Source organism: Achromobacter sp. HZ01 (assembly GCF_003267925.1).
GTDB lineage: Bacteria > Pseudomonadota > Gammaproteobacteria > Burkholderiales > Burkholderiaceae_B > Achromobacter > Achromobacter pulmonis_A.
Genome location: NZ_LWKV01000004.1, coordinates 482955 through 500355 on the forward strand (window position 1 = coordinate 482955; position 17401 = coordinate 500355).

A 17401-nucleotide genomic window follows, 5' to 3' on the forward strand; every position below is an offset into this window, starting at 1 on the left:
ACGCCCGCACCATGAATCCGCAATCGATCACACCGCAGGACCACGTGGCCTGCGTGGCCGCCATTCAACGCTTCGCGATGCTGGTGGACGCCGCTAGGTATGAAGAGGCCGCGCAGCTGTTCGCCGTCGATGGCGTGCTGCAGCGCCCCAATGAGCGCATCGAAGGCCGCCAGGCGCTGCTCTCGTCCTTCAAGACGCGCCCGGTCCAGCGCCTGACGCGCCACGTCATCAGCAACGTGCTGCTGGAGCCCGCCGGCCCCGGCCGGATTGCGGCCTTCAGCTATGTCTCGGTCTACCGGCACCTGGGCCAGGAACCGGTGCCGCCGGCGCTGCCGGTATCCGCGCGGCCGCCGGAAACCATCGCGGAGTACCGCGACCAGCTATGCCTGGAGAACGGGCAATGGCTGCTGCGCCACCGCACAGTGCGCCCGGTATTCGACACCCTGTAGGCAGATGACGAGCGTGCGCGGCGCATAGACCGATAACACTGGAGACAACATGCACCGAATCAAGCCCAGCGGCGCCGGCCGCGCGGCATGGATGCGGCGCGCCGCGGCGGCCATGCTGTGCGCCACCGTCGCGCTGCCCGCGGCGATGGCTCAACAGCGCCCCTGGCCAGGGCAGCCGCTGCGCGTGGTGGTGCCTTATCCGCCGGCCGGCGCGGCCGACGTGGCCACACGCATCACCGCGCAACGCCTGGCCGCGCGCCTGGGGCAGTCCGTGGTGGTGGAAAACCATCCGGGCGCCGTCGGCACCATCGGCGCCAATTTCGTCGCCCGGGCCGCGCCCGACGGCTACACCCTGCTGGCGGCCACCAACCCGGAACTCACGATCGTGCGCCATCTGCGGCCCTCGCTGCCGTACGACCCGGACGCCGATCTCGTCCCCTTGCTGCGCACGGCGACCGCCCCCATCGTGCTGGTCGTGCGGGAACAGGGCGCGCAAAGCGCCAGCCTGCGGCAATTGCTGGACGCGGCCAAACAGGCCCCGGACACGCTCTCGTACGCCACACCGGGGATAGGAACACCCATGCACCTGATGATGGACAGCATCTTCACGGCCTCCGGCGTGCGCGTGCACCACATTCCCTACAACGGCGGCGCCCGGGCCATGTCCGACCTGATGGGCGGACAGATAGACATGCTGGCCATCACCTTGTCGACGGTGATCGGCCAAATCCAGACGGGACGCCTGCGCGCGCTGGCGGTCTTGCAGGACGAGCGCAGCCCGCTGGTGCCCGACGTGCCCACGGTGCAGGAAGCCGGCGGGGTCCAGGTTCCTCATCTGCCATCGGTATGGTTCGGCTGGTTCGCGCCGGCGCATACGCCCGCGGCAGTGCGCGCCAGGCTGGCGGCGGAACTGGAGCAGGTCGTGCAGGAAGCGGAAGTCGGGCAGGCGCTGCAACGCGCGGGGCTGGAGGCGCGGCCCCTGGCGCCGCAGCCGTTCGCGGAGGAACTACGCCGCGAATCCCGCTTTTTTTCCAGCGCGGCCCAGCCATACGCCGAGCGCTGAAAGGAGAACACCATGTCTGAAACGCACAAGCGGCGGCGCGCGGTCCTGGCGGCGCTGGGCGCGGCGCTGCTGGCCGGCTCCGTGCAGGCCCAGGACCCGGCCATCCGCATCGTCGTCTCGCTGCCGGCCGGCGGCGGCGTGGACGCGGTGGCGCGCTATCTGGGCCAGCAGCTGGGCACGGAGCTGCAACGCACCGTAGTGGTGGAAAACCGCCCGGGCGGCAGCGGCACCATCGCCGCCCGCACGGTCATGAACGCGCCCGCCGGCCAGACCACCCTGCTGGCCGGCGGCAACCAGGAAATCACGATCGCGCCGCACCTGCTGAAGGACCCCGGCTACCGGCCGCTGCAAGCCCTGACGCCGGTGCTGCAGGTCGGCGTGGTGCCGTCGGTGGTGGTGGCCAAGGCGGGCGCCGACGCCAGCCCGGCCGTCCTGCTGCAGGGCCTGAAAAAACGGCAAGACCTGTCCATCGGCATCCCCGGCCGCGCAACGCCCATGCACGTCGCGCTGGAAGACGTGGCGCACCAGATCGGCGGGCAGTTCCTGGCCGTGCCGTACAAGGGCGCGCCGGACGTGCTGGCCGGCGTGATGTCGGACTCCACGCAATACGGCGCGGTCGGCTATTCGGCGGCCAAGCCCCTGCTCGACGCGGGCAGCCTGGTCCCCGTGGCGGTGCTGGCGCAACAGCGGTCCGCGCTGCTGCCGCAGGTGCCGGCGATCGGCGAGCAGGACCTCAAGCAGCAGGACCTGCCGCAGGTCTGGTATGGCTTCTTCATGCCGGGCAAGGCGGACCGCGACGAAGTGGACCGGATCTCCGCCGCATTCGGACGGCTGCTGGGCCGGGAACCGGTGCGCGCCCGGCTGCAGGCGCTGGGCGTGCAGGTCACGGGGCTGCAGCAGGCCGCGTTCTCGCAGGCGCTCCAGGCCGAATCCGCTTATTACCGCAACGCCATTCTTCGCTACAAGGTTCAATGATGAAAGCCAATCTCGCCCTGTTGATCGACCCCGGCGACCACGTCGCCACGGCCTTCGCGGCGCTGGCCGCCGGCGACGCCATCGCGGTGCAGGCCGGCCCCGCCGCCTACCGGATCATCCTGCGCGACGCCATCCCGTCGGGGCACAAGTTCGCCGTCACCGACATCGCCGCGGGCGGCGAAGTGCGCAAATACGGCGCTTCCATCGGTCGCGCCCTGTGCGCCATTCCCGCGGGCGCGCACATCCATCTGCACAATCTGGAAAGCCTGCGCGGCAGGGGGGACCGTTCATGACCGCAACCATCTGGGGATATCCGCGCGGCGACGGCAGCTTCGGCATCCGCAACCATGTCGCCGTCATCGCGGCGATGGACAACGTCAATCCGGTGGCGCGCCGGATCTGCGAATCGGTCAAGGGCACGGTGCCGGTCTGCGTGGCCTACGGGCGCGGCCAGTTCGGCGAGGATCTGGCGCGGCACGATCGCGTGCTGCTGAACTACGCCACCCATCCCAATGTAGCCGCCGTGCTCATCGTGGGCCTGGAACCGGTAACGTCGCAGCGGCTGGCCGACGCGGTGGCGGCCGCCGGCCGCCCGGTGCGGGTGCTGGACGTGCAAAGCGCCGGCGGCACCGTCGAGGCGGTCGCCCAGGGGATACGCGCCGCCGCCGCGCTGGTGATCGCAAGCTCGGACATCGAGCGCGCGCCCATGCCGCTGAGCGAACTGGTGATCGGCGTCGAATGCGGCGCCTCGGACGCCACCTCGGGCCTGACCGCCAACGCCGCCACCGGGCTGGTGGCGGACTGGCTGGTGCAGGCCGGCGGGGTGGTGCTGCTGTCGGAGACCGACGAAATCGTGGGCGCCGAGGCCAGCCTCGCGGCGCGCGCCGTCAACCCGGAAGTGGCCGCGCGGCTGCTGGCCGCGGTGGCGCGCCTGGAGGCCTTGTCCGCGTTCCAGGGGCTGCAGCTGTGGCCGCTGGGCGAAGACAATATCGCCGGCGGCCTGACCACGGTCGAGGAAAAGTCGCTGGGCGCGGTGCGCAAGGGCGGCACCTCGCCGTTGCAGGAGGTGGTCGGCTATGGCGAGAAACCCAGCCGCAAGGGACTGGTGTTCATGGATGCGCCGGCGCCGGGCGTCGAGAACATCGCCGCGCTGGCCGCCGGCGGCGCGCATCTGATCCTGTTCAATACCGGGGTGGGCAATCCGGTGGGCCATCCGCTGTCGCCCACCGTCAAGATCACCGGCAACCCGGCCACCGCGCAGCGCTTTGCCGACAATATCGACGTGGACGTCAGCGGCATCCTGACGGACGGGCAGACGCTGGAGCAGGCCGCCGCCGCGCTGCGCGAGGCCATGCTGCGCGTGGCCGCCGGCCGCATGACGCAAAGCGAAGTGCTGGGCGACACGGAGATCTCCATCTCGCGCATCGAACTGGGCTTCATGCGCCACCTGCGCGAACACGCGCCGGAGCTGCAGCCATGAGCGCCCGCATCGTTGCCGCGTCCCTGATGACCGGCTGGGTCGAAGCCGTGCTGCGGCGCGCCGGCGTCGGCGCCGCGCATGCGGCGCTGGCCGCCGGCGCCATGGTGCGCACCGAGCTGCGCGGCGTCGCCACCCACGGCCTGACGCGCCTGGCCTCCTATCTGGAAAAGCTGCAATCCGGCGAAGTGAATCCCACGCCCCACATCCGCGTGCAGCGCAGCCCCGGCATCTGCACCGTGGACGCCGACGGCGCCCTGGGCCAGGTGGCCGCCCTGACCGCCATCGAGGAAGGCCTGGCGATGCTGGAGACCGAGGTCTCCGTCATATGCCGCATCCGCGATTGCGGGCACCTGGGCGCGCTGGGGCTTTACGCCCTGCTAGCGGCCGAGCACGGCCACATCGCGCTGGTGGTCCAGCGCACGCCGCCGCTCATGGCCCTGCCGGGCTACGCGGGGCGCGCGGTCGGCAACAATCCGATCGCCTTCGGCTGCCCGGTCCCGGACGGGCCGCCGCTGGTGTTCGACATGGCGTGCAGCGTGGCCGCGCGCGGCCATATCCTGCTGGCCGCGCGCGAAGGCCGCGGGATTCCGCCCGGCTGGGCGCTGGACGGCGCAGGCCGCCCCACCACCGACGCCGAGGCCGCGCTGGAAGGCTCGCTGCTGCCGATGGCCGACCACAAGGGCATGGGGCTGGCCATCATGGCCGAATGCCTGGCCGGCGCGCTGGCCGGGGGCGAACCCGAGTCGCGCCAGAAAGTGCAGCACGCACCGCGCAGCGGCGCCGCCGGCGCGCAAAGCACCCTGATCTGGCTGGTGAATCCGCAGCGCGCCGGTTCGTCTACCTTTGCCGGCTACATGCGTGAATGGGCCGCGGGCTTCCAGCAGCGCGGCGGGGCGCAGGCCCGCCTGCCGGGCGCCCGCGCCGCGGCCTGCGAGCAGGCCGCGCTTGCCGACGGCCTGCGCATTCCCGAAGCCGTGGCGCGCGAGCTGGAAAGCGTCGCCCGCGGCCTGGACCTGCCGCTGCCGTGGCCTTGAGCCCGGGCTGAAATGAAAACGCCCTCGCAGCGCGAGGGCGTTCACCTGGCCTGGAAGGCTTACATCGCCTTCTTCAGTTCCGGCACCTTGTCCGTGGCTTCCCACGAGAATTCCGGTTCGGAACGGCCGAAGTGGCCGTAGGCGGCGGTCTTGGCGTAGATCGGGCGCAGCAGGTCCAGCATGTTGACGATGCCCTTCGGACGCAGGTCGAAGTGCTCGCGCACCAGCTTGGCGATCTGGTCGTCGGGGATGACGCCGGTGCCTTCGGTGTAGACGGTGATGTTGATGGGCTCGGCCACGCCAATGGCGTAGCTGACCTGCACCTGGCACTGGCGCGCCAGGCCGGCGGCCACGATGTTCTTGGCCACGTAGCGCGCGGCGTAGGCAGCCGAGCGGTCGACCTTGGACGGGTCCTTGCCCGAGAACGCGCCGCCGCCGTGCGGGCACGCGCCGCCGTAGGTGTCGACGATGATCTTGCGGCCGGTCAGGCCGCAATCGCCTTGCGGGCCGCCGATGACGAAGCGGCCGGTCGGGTTGACCAGGAACTTGGTCTTGGGCGTGATCAGGCCTTCGGGGAAGCTGGGCTTGATGATGTCTTCGATCACGGCCTCGCGGATGGTTTCCTGCGAGACTTCGGGCGCGTGCTGGGTCGACAGCACCACGGTATCGACTTCGGCCGGGCGGCCGTCGATATAGCGGAACGTGACCTGCGACTTGGCGTCCGGGCGCAGCCACGGCAGGCGGCCGTCCTTGCGCAGTTCGCTCTGGCGCTGCACCAGGCGGTGCGCGTACCAGATCGGGGCCGGCATCAGGTCGGGCGTTTCGTCGCACGCGTAGCCGAACATCAGGCCCTGGTCGCCGGCGCCCTGGTTCAGGTAGTCCTCGGAGCTGCGGTCCACGCCCTGGGCGATGTCGGGCGATTGCTTGTCGTAGGCGACCAGCACCGCGCAGCCCTTGTAGTCGATGCCGTAGTCGGTGTTGTCGTAGCCGATGCGGCGGATCGTGTCGCGCGCAACCTGGATGTAGTCGACGTTGGCGGTCGTGGTGATCTCGCCGGCCAGCACCACCAGGCCCGTATTGCACAGCGTTTCGGCTGCGACGCGCGCGTTGGGGTCCTGCGTGAAGATGGCGTCGAGAATCGAGTCGGAGATCTGGTCGGCAACCTTGTCGGGATGCCCTTCAGAGACGGATTCGGAGGTAAAGAGAAAGTCGTTGTTGGCCACAGATGCGTCCTTACGTGTCCGGCCTGGCCGGCGCATAGGTTCACGAGGCGCGTAGCACCCCGGATCGCATGCCTGGGGGCATGCATGACTGATCTGGGCGCGACGCTTTAGCGGATTTGGCAAAGGACTCGCGCATGCGCTGCCCCCTGCCGTCGCCCCGCAAGTTGTCGGTTAACTCGGCGACTGCGCTATTTTAAGCGAAAATGCCGTTCTGCTGCTCGCGCCGGGGCGCCCGCCCGTGCTCCGGCCCCGGGCGCGCCCCTGCCCGCTCCATCCCATTGCCGCATGCTGCTCTTCCTGTTCAGACTATTCGCCGCCCTTCCTCTTCCCGTTGCGCACGCGCTGGGGCGCCTGGCCGGACGCGCGATCTACGCCTGGCCCGGGAAGTACCGGCGCCGGCTGCAGGCCAACGCGGCCCAGGCCGGCTATCCCTCGCCGGCCTTCGCGCGCCGCGCCGCCGGCGAGATCGGCGCCATGATCCTGGAAAGCCCGCGGGTCTGGTTCCGCAACGAGGACAGCCTCGCCAAGGTGGCGTCGGACGACAACGCGGTGGTCGACGCGGCCCGCGCCGAGAACCGCGGCATCCTCTTCCTGACGCCGCACCTGGGCTGCTTCGAGATCACCGCCCGCTACCTGGCGCGCCAGATGCCCATGACGGTCATGTTCCGCCCGCCGCGCAAGGACATCCTGGCTCCCTTGCTGGAAACCGCGCGCAACAGCTCGGCCGTCAACGCGGTGCCGGCCACCATGCAGGGCGTGCGCGAGTTCGTGCGCGCGCTGCGCCGCGGGGAGTCCGTGGGCATGCTGCCCGACCAGGCGCCCAGCGTGGGCGACGGCGTGTGGGCGCCGTTCTTCGGACGCATGGCCTACACCATGACGCTGCCCGGCAAGCTGGCCACGCAGACCGGCGTTTCCATCATCCTGACCGCTGGCGAACGGCTGCCCAAGGGCCGGGGCTGGCGCATCCACTACGTGCGCGTGCCCGAACCGCTGCCGGCCGATCCCCAGGCCCAGGCCGCGTTGCTCAACGCCGCCATGGAAACGCTGATCCGCCGCTGCCCCGAGCAATACCTCTGGAGCTACAACCGCTACAAGACGCCGCGCGGGGCGCCGCCGGCGCCGGACTCCACGGCGGGTTGAATCCCGCCGCGCCCCCCCCGCCCGTTTCCCTGCTGATACTTATGACTGATTTCAAAACGCGCGCGCTGGTCTCCCTGATGAAATGGTTCGGCCGCGCCAAACCGTCGACCCGGCTGCGTATCGGCGCCTGCCTGGGCTGGCTGGCGCCGCGCCTGGCCAAGTCGCGCGCGCGCATCGTCCGGCGCAATCTGGAACTGTGCTTTCCCGACCAGCCCGAAGCGGTGCGCGAGCGCTGGCTGGCCGAACACTTCCGCGCGCTGGCGCAATCCATCGTCGACCGCGGCGTGCTCTGGTACGGCACGCCGGAGGCCATCAAGGAAATGGTGACGGAAACCGGTAGCGAGCGCATCAACGCCCTGACGGCCGAAGGCCGCTCGGTCATCCTGCTGGCCCCGCACTTCATCGCGCTCGACGCCGCCGCCACCCGGCTCACCATGGAGGTGCCCAGCGGCGCCACCATGTACACCCCGCAAAGCGATCCGCACATCGACGCGGTGGTGGCCGCGGGCCGCGCCCGCTTCAACGAGGTCTTTCTGGTCAGCCGCAAGGACGGCGTGCGCGAGCTGCTGCGCCACCTGCGCGCGCCGCGCCCGGTCTACTACCTGCCCGACATGGACTTCGGCCGCCAGGGCTCGGTGTTCGTGCCGTTTTTCGGCGTGCCGGCCGCCACCCTGCTGGCCACCGCGCAACTGGCCAAGAAGTGGAACGCCGCGGTCATGCCCATCGTGGGCTTCTGGAATCCGCAAACCGGCCGCTATCACATCGACGTGCTGCCGCCGCTGGCCGACTTCCCGGGCGAGGACTCGCTGGAGGAGGCCACCGCCCGCCTGAACCGCGAACTCGAATCGTGGGTGCGCCGCTGCCCCAGCCAGTACTACTGGGTCCACCGCCGTTTCAAGACGCGCCCGCCGGGCGAGCCCAAGCTCTACTGAGCCCGGCCGCGCGGCCCGCGCCCCGATAATGGGCGATAATCCGGTGATGAACTGGAACTTCACCAAAATGCATGGCGCGGGCAACGATTTCGTCGTGCTCGACGGCGTGCGCCAAACCATCGAAATGACGCCGGAGCGCGCGCGCGCCCTGGGTGACCGGCATTTCGGCATCGGCGCCGACCAGATCCTGCTGGTCGAGCCGGCCACCCGGCCCGACGCCGATTTCCGCTACCGGATTTTCAATTCCGACGGCAGCGAAGTCGAACACTGCGGCAACGGCGCGCGCTGCTTCGTGCGTTTCGTGCACGAGCAGGGCCTGTCCGACCGCAATCCGCTGCGCGCCGAAATCGCCACCGGCATCCTGGTCCTGGACGAAGGCGACGACGAGCAGGTCACGGTCGACATGGGCAGCACCCGCTTCGATCCGGCCGCCCTGCCCTTCGACACCGCCGGCCTGGCCTCGCGCCCCGAGGGCGAGGACACGCTGTGGCAGCTGGAACTCGACGCGCCGGCCGGCCTGCCGCGCAGCGTCTGGCTTTCGGCGGTGGCGATCTCCAACCCGCACGCCGTGCAGGTCGTGGAAAACGTGGACACCGCGCCCGTCGCCATTCTCGGCCCGCTGATCGAGACCCATCCGCGCTTTGCGCGCCGCGTCAACGCCGGCTTCATGCAGGTGCTGGACCGCGGCAATATCCGCCTGCGCGTGTTCGAACGCGGCGCGGGCGAAACCCTGGCCTGCGGCACCGGCGCCTGCGCCGCCGTCGCCGCCGGCATCCGCCGCGGCCTGCTCGATTCCCCGGTGCGCGTGCAGACGCGCGGCGGCACGCTGACCGTCGCCTGGAACGGCGAACAGCTGCGCATGACCGGCCCGGCGCAATCCGTCTACACGGGGCAGGTCGACATCGACAAGCTCGTTTTCTCCATGGGGCTGAACCGATAAGCCATGACTGATACCGCTCTCACCGCCCAGGACATCGCCGTCTTCCTGCAGGACAACCCGGGCTTTTTCGACGAACACGCCGACGTCTTCGCCACGCTGCAAGTGCCCCATCCGCACGGCTCGCGCGCGATTTCGCTGGGCGAACGCCAGATCATGACGCTGCGCGAGCGCAACCGCGAACTGGAATGGCGCCTCAACGAGCTGGTGCGCAACGCCACCGCCAACGAAACCATCGGCACGCACGTGGCCAAGTGGTGCAGCCGCATGCTGTCCGAATGCGACCCGCAGCGCGTGCCGGGCGAGATCGCGCTGGGCCTGGCCGAACAGTTCGACCTGAACCACGTGGCGCTGCGCCTGTGGGACCTGTCGGAGCTGCCCCCGACCGGCTATGGCGAGCCCGTCTCGCAGGACGTGCGCACCTTCACCGACAGCCTCAAGACGCCGTACTGTGGCAACGACACCGGCTTCGAAGCCGCCGGCTGGCTGGACGCCAAGCCCCAGTCGCTGGCGCTGGTGCCGCTGCGCCTGGAAGCCGACGGCCCGGCCGTCGGCCTGCTGGTGCTGGGCTCGGACGACCCCGCCCGCTTCACGCCGGAAATGGGCACCACCTTCCTGGAGTCCATCGCCCAGCTGGCCTCGGCCGCGCTGCACCGCCTGAATCCGGCCAGCCCCAAGGCCTAGCATGGCAGAGGCCGCCCACGACACCGCCCCGGCGCCCCTGCCCGACGCGATGGGCGCCTGGCTGCAGTATCTGGCGGCCAACCGCCGCTATTCGCCCCATACGCTGGACGGCTACCGCCGCGAACTGCACTTCCTGCGCGCCCTGGCCGACAAGGCCGGGTTGCCGCTGGAGCAGGTCGGCAACGGCCACATCCGCCAGTTCGTGGCGCGCCTGCACGCCGAGGGCCGCGGCCCGCGCAGCCTGGCGCGCACGCTGGCGGCCTGGCGCGGCTTCTATCAATGGTGGGCGCCGGCGGCCGGGCTGGCCGGCAATCCGGTGGCGGGCGTGCGCGCGCCCAAGGCCCCGCGCGGCCTGCCCAAGGCCTTGTCGGTGGAACAGACGCAGGCGCTGCTGGACCGCGCCCCCGCGCAGGTGGCGACCGAGCCCGCCGCGCTGCGCGACCAGGCCATGTTCGAACTGCTTTATTCCAGCGGCCTGCGGCTGTCGGAGCTGGTCGGGCTGGACCTGCGCTACGAACGCGCCGACGGCTATGAATCGCGCGGCTGGCTGAACCTGGACGAAGCCGAGGTCGTGGTGCTGGGCAAGGGCGGCAAGCGCCGCTCCGTGCCGGTCGGCCACGCGGCCCTGGAAGCCTTGCGCAAATGGATCGCGGCGCGCCCGCAGCTCGCGCCCTTCAGCGCGCCGCCGGCCGACGCCGCCGCGCTGTTCCTGGGCGCGCGCGGACGCCGCATCTCGCCGCGCGTGGTGCAGCTGCAGCTGGCGCGCGTGGCGCAAGCGGCCGGCGTGCCCACCCACGTGCATCCGCACGTGCTGCGCCACAGCTTCGCCAGCCACGTGCTGCAATCCGCGCAGGACCTGCGCGCCGTGCAGGAAATGCTGGGCCACGCCAACATCTCCACCACCCAGGTCTACACCCGGCTGGACTTCCAGCATCTGGCCCGCGCCTACGACCAGGCCCATCCGCGCGCCGGCCGCAAGTCCTGACCTAGCCGCCCGCGGCCAGCGCGCCGCCCAGCAGCATCACCCCCAGCAACAGCACGGCAAGCGCCGCCAGCGCCTGCACGCCGTAGCGCAGGCGCGCCGCGCCCGCGCCCGAAAGCCGGCGCCCCAGGCGGTCAGCCGCGCCGCCGGCCGCCACGGCCAGCATGGCCAGCGCCGCGACGGTCAGGCCCGTGCCCGCGCCCATCGCCAGCGCCGAGGCCACGCCGGCCAGGAAAAAGCCCTGAGACAAGGCGAACACCAGCACGATCAGCGCGCCGCTGCAGGGCCGCAGGCCCACGGCCAGCACCGCCGACACGGCGCGCCGGCGGTCCAGCGGGCCGGCCACGCTTGCCGCCTCGGGCGCATGCGCGTGCCCGCAGCCGCAATCGTGTGCGTGCGCGTGGACGTGCGCGGAAGTGGCGGCGTGCGCGCGCAGCGGACGGATCGCCCTGGCCCAGACCAGCCAGGCGCCCAGCGCCGTCACCAGCGCATACGAGGCCAGTTCCAGCCAGCGCGTGGCCGCGTTCATCAGCGCGGCAGTGGCGTTGAACGCCAGCGCCAGCACCGCCACCATCGCGATCGCCACCAGCGCCTGCACCAGCGCGGACACCAGCGCCAGCAGCGCGCCGTTGCGGGCGGTCTGGCGGTTCGCCAGCACATAGGAGGAGATCACCGCCTTGCCATGCCCCGGCCCCAGCGCGTGGAACACGCCGTAGGCGAACGACAGCCCGACCAGGGCCCAGGCCGCGCCGCCGTCCTGCTGCCAGGCGCGCACCGCGCCCGTCAGCTGGCGATAGAAATGCGATTGCCAGACGGCGACCTGGCCGAAGACGCCCGACAGCCAGCCCGGCCCGCCCGCGCCGCCGCTTTCCGGCACGCCGAACGGATGCGCGCCCTGCGCCGCCGCCGCGCTCCATCCCAGCCACAGCAGCAGCGCGGCCGCGGCTACAGGCAGCGCACCTCGATGCGATGCGTGAGCCCCTTGGTGATGGCGAAGAGTTCGTCGGGCAACGCGTCCGGGTCGGCCGGTATCGCGGCCAGTTGCTGCAGGGTTTTCCAATCCAGTTCCTTGGGCTTGCGGTACGCCGACGTACAGGACGCGCCTTGCGGGCCGCCAAGCGCGACCGCGTCCTTGGCGTCGAAGGCGTAGGCGACAAAGTAGGTCGGGTCGTAGATGTCCACTTGCGCGCCTGCCGCGCCCGGCGCCGCCGGCTCGGCCAGGGGCAGCGTGAAAGACAGGCTCAGCCGCCCGGTCTTGGGGTTCCAGTCGACGCGCGCGTCCTGCGGCGCGCCGAAGGCCAGGCTCTTGCCGTCCACCGTGACGCGGGTGAAGTAGTGCGTGACGGGTTCGCCCAGCGCCTTCATCCAATCCTGCGCCATGCCCCGCAGGACATCCGGCGCCAGCGCGCCGTTGCGGTCCTTCTTCAGGCCTTGCGTGGCGTAGGCGCCGAACATCTCGTCGAACAGCCATACCTGCCGCAGCGCCGTGATGCGCCGCCCGGCGTCGATCTCGACGGCCGCGCGGGCGTCTATCCACATATGCGGATGCGCGCCGGCGTCGCCGGCCAGCAAGGACGCGGCGGCGCTCAGGGCCGCAAGGCCGTGGCGAGCTGGCGTGCGTTCCATTCGAACATCTCCAGATAAGTAGCGCCGGGCTGGCCGGCCTTGGACAGCGCATCGGAATACAGCGTGCCGCCCACCCTGGCGCCGGTTTCGCGCGCGATCTGCTCGACCAGCCTGGGGCTGCTGATATTTTCCACGAACACCGCCGGCACGCGCTCGCGCCTGACCTGCCCGATGATGCGCGCCACCTCGGCCGCCGAAGGCTCGGCGTCGGTGGACACGCCCATCGCGGCAATGAAGTCCACCCCGTAGGCGTCGCCGAAATAGCCGAAGGCGTCGTGCGAGGTCACGACCTTGCGGCGCTCGGCCGGGATCGCGGCGAAGGTCTTGCGGGTCTCGGCGTCCAGCGCCTGCAGGCGCGCGATGTAGGCCTGCGCGCGCTGGCGGTAGGCCGGGGCGCGCGCCGGGTCGGCGGCGGCCAGGCCTTCGGCCACGTTGCGGGCGTAGATCACGCCGTTGGACAGGTCCTGCCAGGCGTGCGGGTCCAGGTCGCCGTGATGGTGGTCGTGATCGTGGCCGGCGTCGTCGTCATGATCGTGGCCGTGGCCGTGGCCGTGGTCGTGGTCGTGATCGTGTTCTTCCCGCGGCCCGGCGAACTTGCGCGGGGCCACGCCCTGCGAGGCCACCACGGTCAGGCCGGAAAAGCCCGCGGACTTCGCCAGGCGCGGCATCCAGGTCTCGAAATCCAGGCCGTTGACGAACAGCACGCGGGCGGCGGACAGCTGCTTCGCATCGCTGGGCGTGGGCTCGTACTCGTGCGCGTCGCCATCGGGGCCGACCAGCGTGGCCACGCTGACGTCGTCGCCGCCCACCTCGCGCACGATGTCGCCCAGGATGGAAAAACTGGCCACCGCCCGCAGCGGCGCATCGGCGGGCGCGGCGCCGGACGCAGCCGCAAGAGAGAAACCGGCCGCGGCCAGCAGCGCGCGGAAAACGGAACCCATGTCGAATCTCCTTTTGAATCAGGCCGGCCGCATGCGGCGCGGGGTGCGCAGCAGCCCGCCTTGCGGGCCGCCCACGACGGAAAACAGATAACCGGCGCCGGCGGCCAGGATGATGGCGGGCGAGGCCGGCACGTCGAAGTGGTACGACACGAGCAGCCCGGCCACCGACGCCGCCACGCCCAGGCCCGCAGCCAGCCCGATCTGGCCGGCCGCGGAACGGACCCAGAACCGCGCCGCGGCGGCGGGCAACATCATGATCCCGACCACCATCAAGGTGCCCAGCACCTGGAACCCCGCCACCAGGTTCACCACCACCAGCACCAGAAAGCCCATGTGGACGCGGCTGCCCGCGCCGCCGGCGGCGCGCAGGAAGCCCGGGTCCAGGCATTCGGCCACCAGCAGCCGGTAGATCGCGGCCAGCGCCAGCAGGGTCGCGCTGGCCACCGCCGTCACCAGCAGCAGCGCCGCGTCGTCCAGGCCCAGCAGCGTGCCGAACAGCACGTGCAGCAGATCCATGTTGGAGCCGCGCAGCGACACCAGCAGCACGCCCAGCCCCAGCGAGATCAGGTAGAACGCGGCGAAGCTGGCGTCCTCGCGCAGCGGCGTGAGCCTGGCCACCAGGCCCGCGAGCAGGGCCACGGCCAGGCCCGTCGCGATGCCGCCCAGCATCATCGCGCCCAGCGACAGGCCCGACAGCAGAAAGCCCGCCGCCACGCCGGGCAGGATGGCGTGCGACATCGCATCGCCCATCAGGCTCATGCGCCGCAGCACCAGGAACACGCCGAGCGGCGCCGCACCCAGCGACAGCGCGCAGGCGCCGGCCAGCGCCCGCCGCATGAAGCCGTAGTCCAGGAAGGGCGACACCACCCATTGCGCCAGGCTCATGCCGCGAACTCCGCGCGCCAGGCGCGCGCCGCCCGCAGATGCGCGTCGTCGAGCGCGCCGGCGGTATCGCCCCAGGCCACCACCGAGCCGGAAAGCAGCAGGCATTCGGGAAAGTGATCGCGCACCAGGTCCAGGTCGTGCAGCACCGCGATCACGGTCCGGCCCTGGCCGTGCAGGCCGCAAAGCAAAGCCATCAGTTCGTCGGCCGTATGGCTGTCGACGGCGGCGAAGGGCTCGTCCAGCAGCAGCACCGGCGCGTCCTGCACCAGCATGCGCGCAAACAGCGCGCGCTGCATCTGGCCGCCGGACAGCGCGCCCACGGCGCGCCCGGCCGCGTCGACCAGGCCCACCGTTTCCAGCGCGGCCATGCAGCGCTCCAGTTCCTCGCCCGCGACGCGGCGCCATCCGCCCACGCGGCGCCACGCGCCCATGGCCGCCAGTTCCAGCACCGTGGCGGGAAACGAGCGGTCCAGCTCGGCGGCCTGCGGCAGCCACGCCAGCCCGGCGCGGCCGGCGCCGGTCACGCGCACGCTGCCGCTCATGGGGCGCAGCACGCCCATGATGCCTTTGATCAGCGTGGACTTGCCGGCGCCGTTGGGCCCCACCACGGCGGTCATGCCGCCGGCCGCGAAACGTCCCGACACCGACTTCAGCGCGGCATGGCCATGCCAGCCGAAAGAGACGTTGTCGAGCTCGATGGCGATGGGCGCGCTCATCGCGGCCACCAGTCCAGCGCCCAGCCGGTCAGGGCCCACAAGACCGCGGCCACGGCCAGCGCGATCGCCATGCGGCGCCAGGCGGAGACGAGAAAAGCGGAGCGCGCGGGCGGCGCGGCGCCGGGCCGCGCGGGCAGCAGCGTGAAATGCGACATCGGAGATCGGGCAATGGGATCGAAGATTTTATTATGTTATATCATAACTAAAATCTTGATTGACCGGGTTTCGCCCGCATCTGGGTGTTTTCTGCTACCTTCCAGGCATCTCGCGCGCATCGCGCGCGTCAGCCATACACATGAAGCCAGCCATGCCCGCAACGCCCCGCTCTCCCCGCAGCGACACCGTGGACGCCCAGCTCGGCGTCGCCGAGACGCTGTGCGAGCAGCGCGGACGCCGCCTCACCCCCATCCGCCGCAAGGTGCTGGAGCTGCTGCTGCGCCATGGCCGCAGCCTGAAGGCCTACGAATTGCTGGACGCCATGCGCGCGGTGCACCCCGGCGCCGCGCCGCCCACGGTCTACCGCGCGCTCGACTTCCTGATGGACGAGGGCCTGATCCACCGCCTGGACGCGGTCAACGCCTGGAGCGCCTGCCATGACGCCGGCGGCGCCCCGCACGACCTGCTGGTGGTCTGTACCGGCTGCGGCGCGGTCGCCGAAGTGTCCGACCCGGCCATGAGCCGGCAGCTGGCCGAACGCGTCGCCCAGACCGGCTATGCCCTGGCCACGCACGAAACCGAAATCCGCGCGCTGTGCCCGCAATGCCAGAAAAAGCAGCCCGCCGAGGCCGCCGGCCACCATCACCACCAGCACTGAATCGCGCCGCCGCGCCTCGCTTCATCCCTGCGGTCTCATGCTTTTGGCGTAACGCCGCGCCGGCCTGCTCGGCCATGCGGACCGATCCGCTCTTGAAATCCGGAAAACCGTCCCAAAATAGGGTTATCGCCGGGCACGCGACGGCGAACGGCCGCGATCCGGGAGGCCGCGGGCCAAGGGTTGACCCTGGGTTTGCCCCCTGCCCCCGACTGTGCTGTAATCCTGCGTCCGGCCGCTGTCGGCGGCCTTTGCAGCCCGTGGCAAACACGCCTTTCGGCCAGGATCGGAAACTCCGGTCCACAGGGCAGGGCAATCGCCGGAATCACACCTTCCGGAATTGCAGTCCCGGCGCCGAGAGTTCCGTTTAACGCCTTGACTTCACGCTAGCAGCTTCGCCATGAATACCCCGCGCAGTTTGGACAAAATGGTTCCCGTCACCATCCTCACCGGCTTTCTCGGTGCGGGCAAGACCACCCTGCTCAAACGCATCCTGACCGAATATCATGGCCGCCGCGTCGCGGTCATCGAAAACGAATTCGGGCCGGAAAGCATCGACAACGACCTGCTGGTGCAGGACAGCAACGAGGAAATCATCGAGCTGTCCAACGGCTGCGTCTGCTGCACGGTGCGCGGCGACCTGATGCGCACGCTGGGCGAACTGCGCGCCAAGCGCGAAGCCGGCGAACTGAATTTCGAACGCGTCATCATCGAAACGACCGGCATGGCCAATCCCGGCCCCGTCTGCCAAACGTTCTTCATGGATGACGACATCGCCGAGTACTACCGCCTGGACGCGGTGATCACCGTGGTCGACGCCAAGCACGGCATGGCCACCCTCGACGAACAGCCCGAGGCCCAGAAGCAGGTCGGTTTCGCCGACCGCATCCTGGTCTCCAAGAAAGACCTGGTCAACGAAGTCGACTACGAAGCGCTGCGCCACCGCCTGGTTCACATGAACCCGCGCGCGCCGATCACCCCCGTCAACTTCGGCGACGCCGACCTGAAGTCCATCATCGACATCAGCGGCTTCAACCTGAATTCCATTCTGGACATCGACCCGGAATTCCTGGCCGATGAGCACCCCGACGCCGCCCATTCCCATGGGCACGATCACGACCACGGCCACGATCATGGCCACGATCACGATCATGACCACGAAGGCGAATGCGGGGCGCACTGCAATCATGCCCACCATCACCACCACCACCAGCACGACGATGAAATCGGCGCGTTCGTGTTCCGCTCCAACAAGCCGTTCGATCCCGCCCGGCTCGAGGAATTCCTGGGTGGCGTGGTGCAGGTCTATGGTCCCGACCTGATGCGCTACAAGGGCATCCTGTACATGAAGGGCATCAACCGCCGCATGTTGTTCCAGGGTGTGCACATGATGATGGGCGCCGAACCCGGCAAGCCGTGGACCGCGGCCGAGAAACCGTCCACCAAGATGGTGTTCATCGGACGCAAGCTGCCCCAGGAGATTTTTACCCGGGGCTTGGAGCAGTGCCTGGCGGGGTAATCCC

The 17401-nt window shown here is 70.4% G+C and carries 20 protein-coding genes; 13 read left to right on the forward strand and 7 right to left on the reverse strand.

Annotation, left to right across the window (positions count from 1 at the left end; genetic code table 11):
- Window positions 1-11 precede the first annotated feature (11 nt).
- The 6 genes from A6B37_RS21890 to A6B37_RS21915 are packed head-to-tail and all read left to right on the forward strand — an operon-like array spanning window position 12 to window position 5001.
- Window positions 12-449, forward strand: a complete 438-nt coding sequence (locus A6B37_RS21890) for a nuclear transport factor 2 family protein (protein ID WP_102775145.1) — start codon at window positions 12-14, stop codon at window positions 447-449.
- A 49-nt stretch (window positions 450-498) separates the two neighbouring features.
- Window positions 499-1512, forward strand: coding sequence for a tripartite tricarboxylate transporter substrate binding protein (locus tag A6B37_RS21895; RefSeq protein WP_111826898.1), 1014 nt, complete (start codon window positions 499-501; stop codon window positions 1510-1512).
- Window positions 1513-1524: 12 nt separating this feature from the next.
- Window positions 1525-2487 (forward strand): tripartite tricarboxylate transporter substrate binding protein, encoded by a 963-nt coding sequence (locus A6B37_RS21900; RefSeq protein ID WP_111826899.1) that lies wholly within the window; start codon window positions 1525-1527, stop codon window positions 2485-2487.
- Window positions 2487-2780 carry a UxaA family hydrolase gene (locus A6B37_RS21905; RefSeq protein ID WP_111826900.1) on the forward strand — a complete coding sequence of 98 codons (294 nt, stop codon included), beginning with the start codon at window positions 2487-2489 and terminating at the stop codon, window positions 2778-2780. Before A6B37_RS21900 ends, A6B37_RS21905 begins: the two co-directional genes overlap by 1 nt.
- Complete coding sequence (locus A6B37_RS21910) at window positions 2777-3967, forward strand: UxaA family hydrolase (RefSeq protein ID WP_111826901.1); 1191 nt, start codon at window positions 2777-2779, stop codon at window positions 3965-3967. Before A6B37_RS21905 ends, A6B37_RS21910 begins: the two co-directional genes overlap by 4 nt.
- On the forward strand, window positions 3964-5001 hold the full coding sequence (locus A6B37_RS21915; protein WP_111826902.1) for an Ldh family oxidoreductase: 1038 nt from the start codon (window positions 3964-3966) through the stop codon (window positions 4999-5001). Before A6B37_RS21910 ends, A6B37_RS21915 begins: the two co-directional genes overlap by 4 nt.
- A gap of 59 nt (window positions 5002-5060) precedes the next feature.
- On the opposite strand, the gene metK is transcribed toward A6B37_RS21915, so the two are convergent.
- Entirely contained in the window at window positions 5061-6224 is a 1164-nt protein-coding gene (gene metK, locus A6B37_RS21920; RefSeq protein WP_111826903.1) for a methionine adenosyltransferase, read from the reverse strand.
- A 285-nt stretch (window positions 6225-6509) separates the two neighbouring features.
- Here metK and A6B37_RS21925 point away from each other — a divergent pair, with 285 nt between their 5' ends.
- Genes A6B37_RS21925 through xerC form a run of 5 tightly spaced genes read left to right on the forward strand, consistent with a single transcriptional unit; the run spans window position 6510 to window position 10902 of the window.
- Window positions 6510-7364: a lysophospholipid acyltransferase family protein gene (locus tag A6B37_RS21925; protein WP_111826904.1), complete on the forward strand. Its 855-nt coding sequence runs from the start codon at window positions 6510-6512 to the stop codon at window positions 7362-7364.
- 41 nt (window positions 7365-7405) lie between these two features.
- Window positions 7406-8296 carry a lysophospholipid acyltransferase family protein gene (locus A6B37_RS21930; protein ID WP_102775138.1) on the forward strand — a complete coding sequence of 297 codons (891 nt, stop codon included), beginning with the start codon at window positions 7406-7408 and terminating at the stop codon, window positions 8294-8296.
- A 28-nt stretch (window positions 8297-8324) separates the two neighbouring features.
- On the forward strand, window positions 8325-9236 hold the full coding sequence (gene dapF / locus A6B37_RS21935) for a diaminopimelate epimerase (protein WP_102775137.1): 912 nt from the start codon (window positions 8325-8327) through the stop codon (window positions 9234-9236).
- A gap of 3 nt (window positions 9237-9239) precedes the next feature.
- A complete protein-coding gene (locus A6B37_RS21940; RefSeq protein WP_102775136.1) occupies window positions 9240-9917 on the forward strand; it encodes a DUF484 family protein in 678 nt (225 codons plus the stop codon).
- A gap of 1 nt (window position 9918) precedes the next feature.
- Entirely contained in the window at window positions 9919-10902 is a 984-nt protein-coding gene (gene xerC, locus A6B37_RS21945) for a tyrosine recombinase XerC (RefSeq protein ID WP_111826905.1), read from the forward strand.
- Window position 10903: 1 nt separating this feature from the next.
- Here xerC and A6B37_RS21950 read toward each other — a convergent pair whose 3' ends face one another.
- Genes A6B37_RS21950 through A6B37_RS26115 form a run of 6 tightly spaced genes read right to left on the reverse strand, consistent with a single transcriptional unit; the run spans window position 10904 to window position 15222 of the window.
- Complete coding sequence (locus tag A6B37_RS21950; RefSeq protein WP_168202295.1) at window positions 10904-11833, reverse strand: nickel/cobalt transporter; 930 nt, start codon at window positions 11831-11833, stop codon at window positions 10904-10906.
- 11 nt (window positions 11834-11844) lie between these two features.
- A complete protein-coding gene (locus A6B37_RS21955; RefSeq protein ID WP_246842542.1) occupies window positions 11845-12438 on the reverse strand; it encodes a DUF1007 family protein in 594 nt (197 codons plus the stop codon).
- A 47-nt stretch (window positions 12439-12485) separates the two neighbouring features.
- A complete protein-coding gene (locus A6B37_RS21960) occupies window positions 12486-13466 on the reverse strand; it encodes a metal ABC transporter substrate-binding protein (protein WP_111826907.1) in 981 nt (326 codons plus the stop codon).
- Window positions 13467-13484: 18 nt separating this feature from the next.
- A complete protein-coding gene (locus A6B37_RS21965; RefSeq protein WP_102775132.1) occupies window positions 13485-14351 on the reverse strand; it encodes a metal ABC transporter permease in 867 nt (288 codons plus the stop codon).
- Window positions 14348-15067: an ABC transporter ATP-binding protein gene (locus A6B37_RS21970; RefSeq protein WP_111826908.1), complete on the reverse strand. Its 720-nt coding sequence runs from the start codon at window positions 15065-15067 to the stop codon at window positions 14348-14350. Before A6B37_RS21970 ends, A6B37_RS21965 begins: the two co-directional genes overlap by 4 nt.
- Window positions 15064-15222, reverse strand: coding sequence for a hypothetical protein (locus tag A6B37_RS26115; RefSeq protein WP_168202284.1), 159 nt, complete (start codon window positions 15220-15222; stop codon window positions 15064-15066). Before A6B37_RS26115 ends, A6B37_RS21970 begins: the two co-directional genes overlap by 4 nt.
- A 152-nt stretch (window positions 15223-15374) precedes the next feature.
- Here A6B37_RS26115 and A6B37_RS21975 point away from each other — a divergent pair, with 152 nt between their 5' ends.
- The gene (locus tag A6B37_RS21975) at window positions 15375-15881 is read left to right on the forward strand and encodes a Fur family transcriptional regulator (RefSeq protein ID WP_102775130.1); all 507 of its coding nucleotides are present in this window, start codon (window positions 15375-15377) and stop codon (window positions 15879-15881) included.
- 397 nt (window positions 15882-16278) lie between these two features.
- Window positions 16279-17397, forward strand: coding sequence for a GTP-binding protein (locus A6B37_RS21980; protein WP_111826909.1), 1119 nt, complete (start codon window positions 16279-16281; stop codon window positions 17395-17397).
- Window positions 17398-17401: the final 4 nt, after the last annotated feature.

Coding starts and splice junctions, on each gene's coding strand:
- A6B37_RS21890 (WP_102775145.1), top strand. CDS start 12: ATGAATCCGCAATCGATCACACCGCAGGACCACGTGGCCTGCGTGGCC.
- A6B37_RS21905 (WP_111826900.1), top strand. CDS start 2,487: ATGAAAGCCAATCTCGCCCTGTTGATCGACCCCGGCGACCACGTCGCC.
- A6B37_RS21930 (WP_102775138.1), top strand. CDS start 7,406: ATGACTGATTTCAAAACGCGCGCGCTGGTCTCCCTGATGAAATGGTTC.
- xerC (WP_111826905.1), top strand. CDS start 9,919: ATGGCAGAGGCCGCCCACGACACCGCCCCGGCGCCCCTGCCCGACGCG.
- A6B37_RS21915 (WP_111826902.1), top strand. CDS start 3,964: ATGAGCGCCCGCATCGTTGCCGCGTCCCTGATGACCGGCTGGGTCGAA.
- A6B37_RS21980 (WP_111826909.1), top strand. CDS start 16,279: ATGAATACCCCGCGCAGTTTGGACAAAATGGTTCCCGTCACCATCCTC.
- A6B37_RS21955 (WP_246842542.1), bottom strand. CDS start 12,438: ATGTGGATAGACGCCCGCGCGGCCGTCGAGATCGACGCCGGGCGGCGC.
- A6B37_RS21965 (WP_102775132.1), bottom strand. CDS start 14,351: ATGAGCCTGGCGCAATGGGTGGTGTCGCCCTTCCTGGACTACGGCTTC.
- dapF (WP_102775137.1), top strand. CDS start 8,325: ATGGGCGATAATCCGGTGATGAACTGGAACTTCACCAAAATGCATGGC.
- A6B37_RS21895 (WP_111826898.1), top strand. CDS start 499: ATGCACCGAATCAAGCCCAGCGGCGCCGGCCGCGCGGCATGGATGCGG.
- A6B37_RS21975 (WP_102775130.1), top strand. CDS start 15,375: ATGCCCGCAACGCCCCGCTCTCCCCGCAGCGACACCGTGGACGCCCAG.
- A6B37_RS26115 (WP_168202284.1), bottom strand. CDS start 15,222: ATGTCGCATTTCACGCTGCTGCCCGCGCGGCCCGGCGCCGCGCCGCCC.
- A6B37_RS21900 (WP_111826899.1), top strand. CDS start 1,525: ATGTCTGAAACGCACAAGCGGCGGCGCGCGGTCCTGGCGGCGCTGGGC.
- A6B37_RS21925 (WP_111826904.1), top strand. CDS start 6,510: ATGCTGCTCTTCCTGTTCAGACTATTCGCCGCCCTTCCTCTTCCCGTT.
- A6B37_RS21960 (WP_111826907.1), bottom strand. CDS start 13,466: ATGGGTTCCGTTTTCCGCGCGCTGCTGGCCGCGGCCGGTTTCTCTCTT.
- A6B37_RS21910 (WP_111826901.1), top strand. CDS start 2,777: ATGACCGCAACCATCTGGGGATATCCGCGCGGCGACGGCAGCTTCGGC.
- A6B37_RS21970 (WP_111826908.1), bottom strand. CDS start 15,067: ATGAGCGCGCCCATCGCCATCGAGCTCGACAACGTCTCTTTCGGCTGG.
- A6B37_RS21940 (WP_102775136.1), top strand. CDS start 9,240: ATGACTGATACCGCTCTCACCGCCCAGGACATCGCCGTCTTCCTGCAG.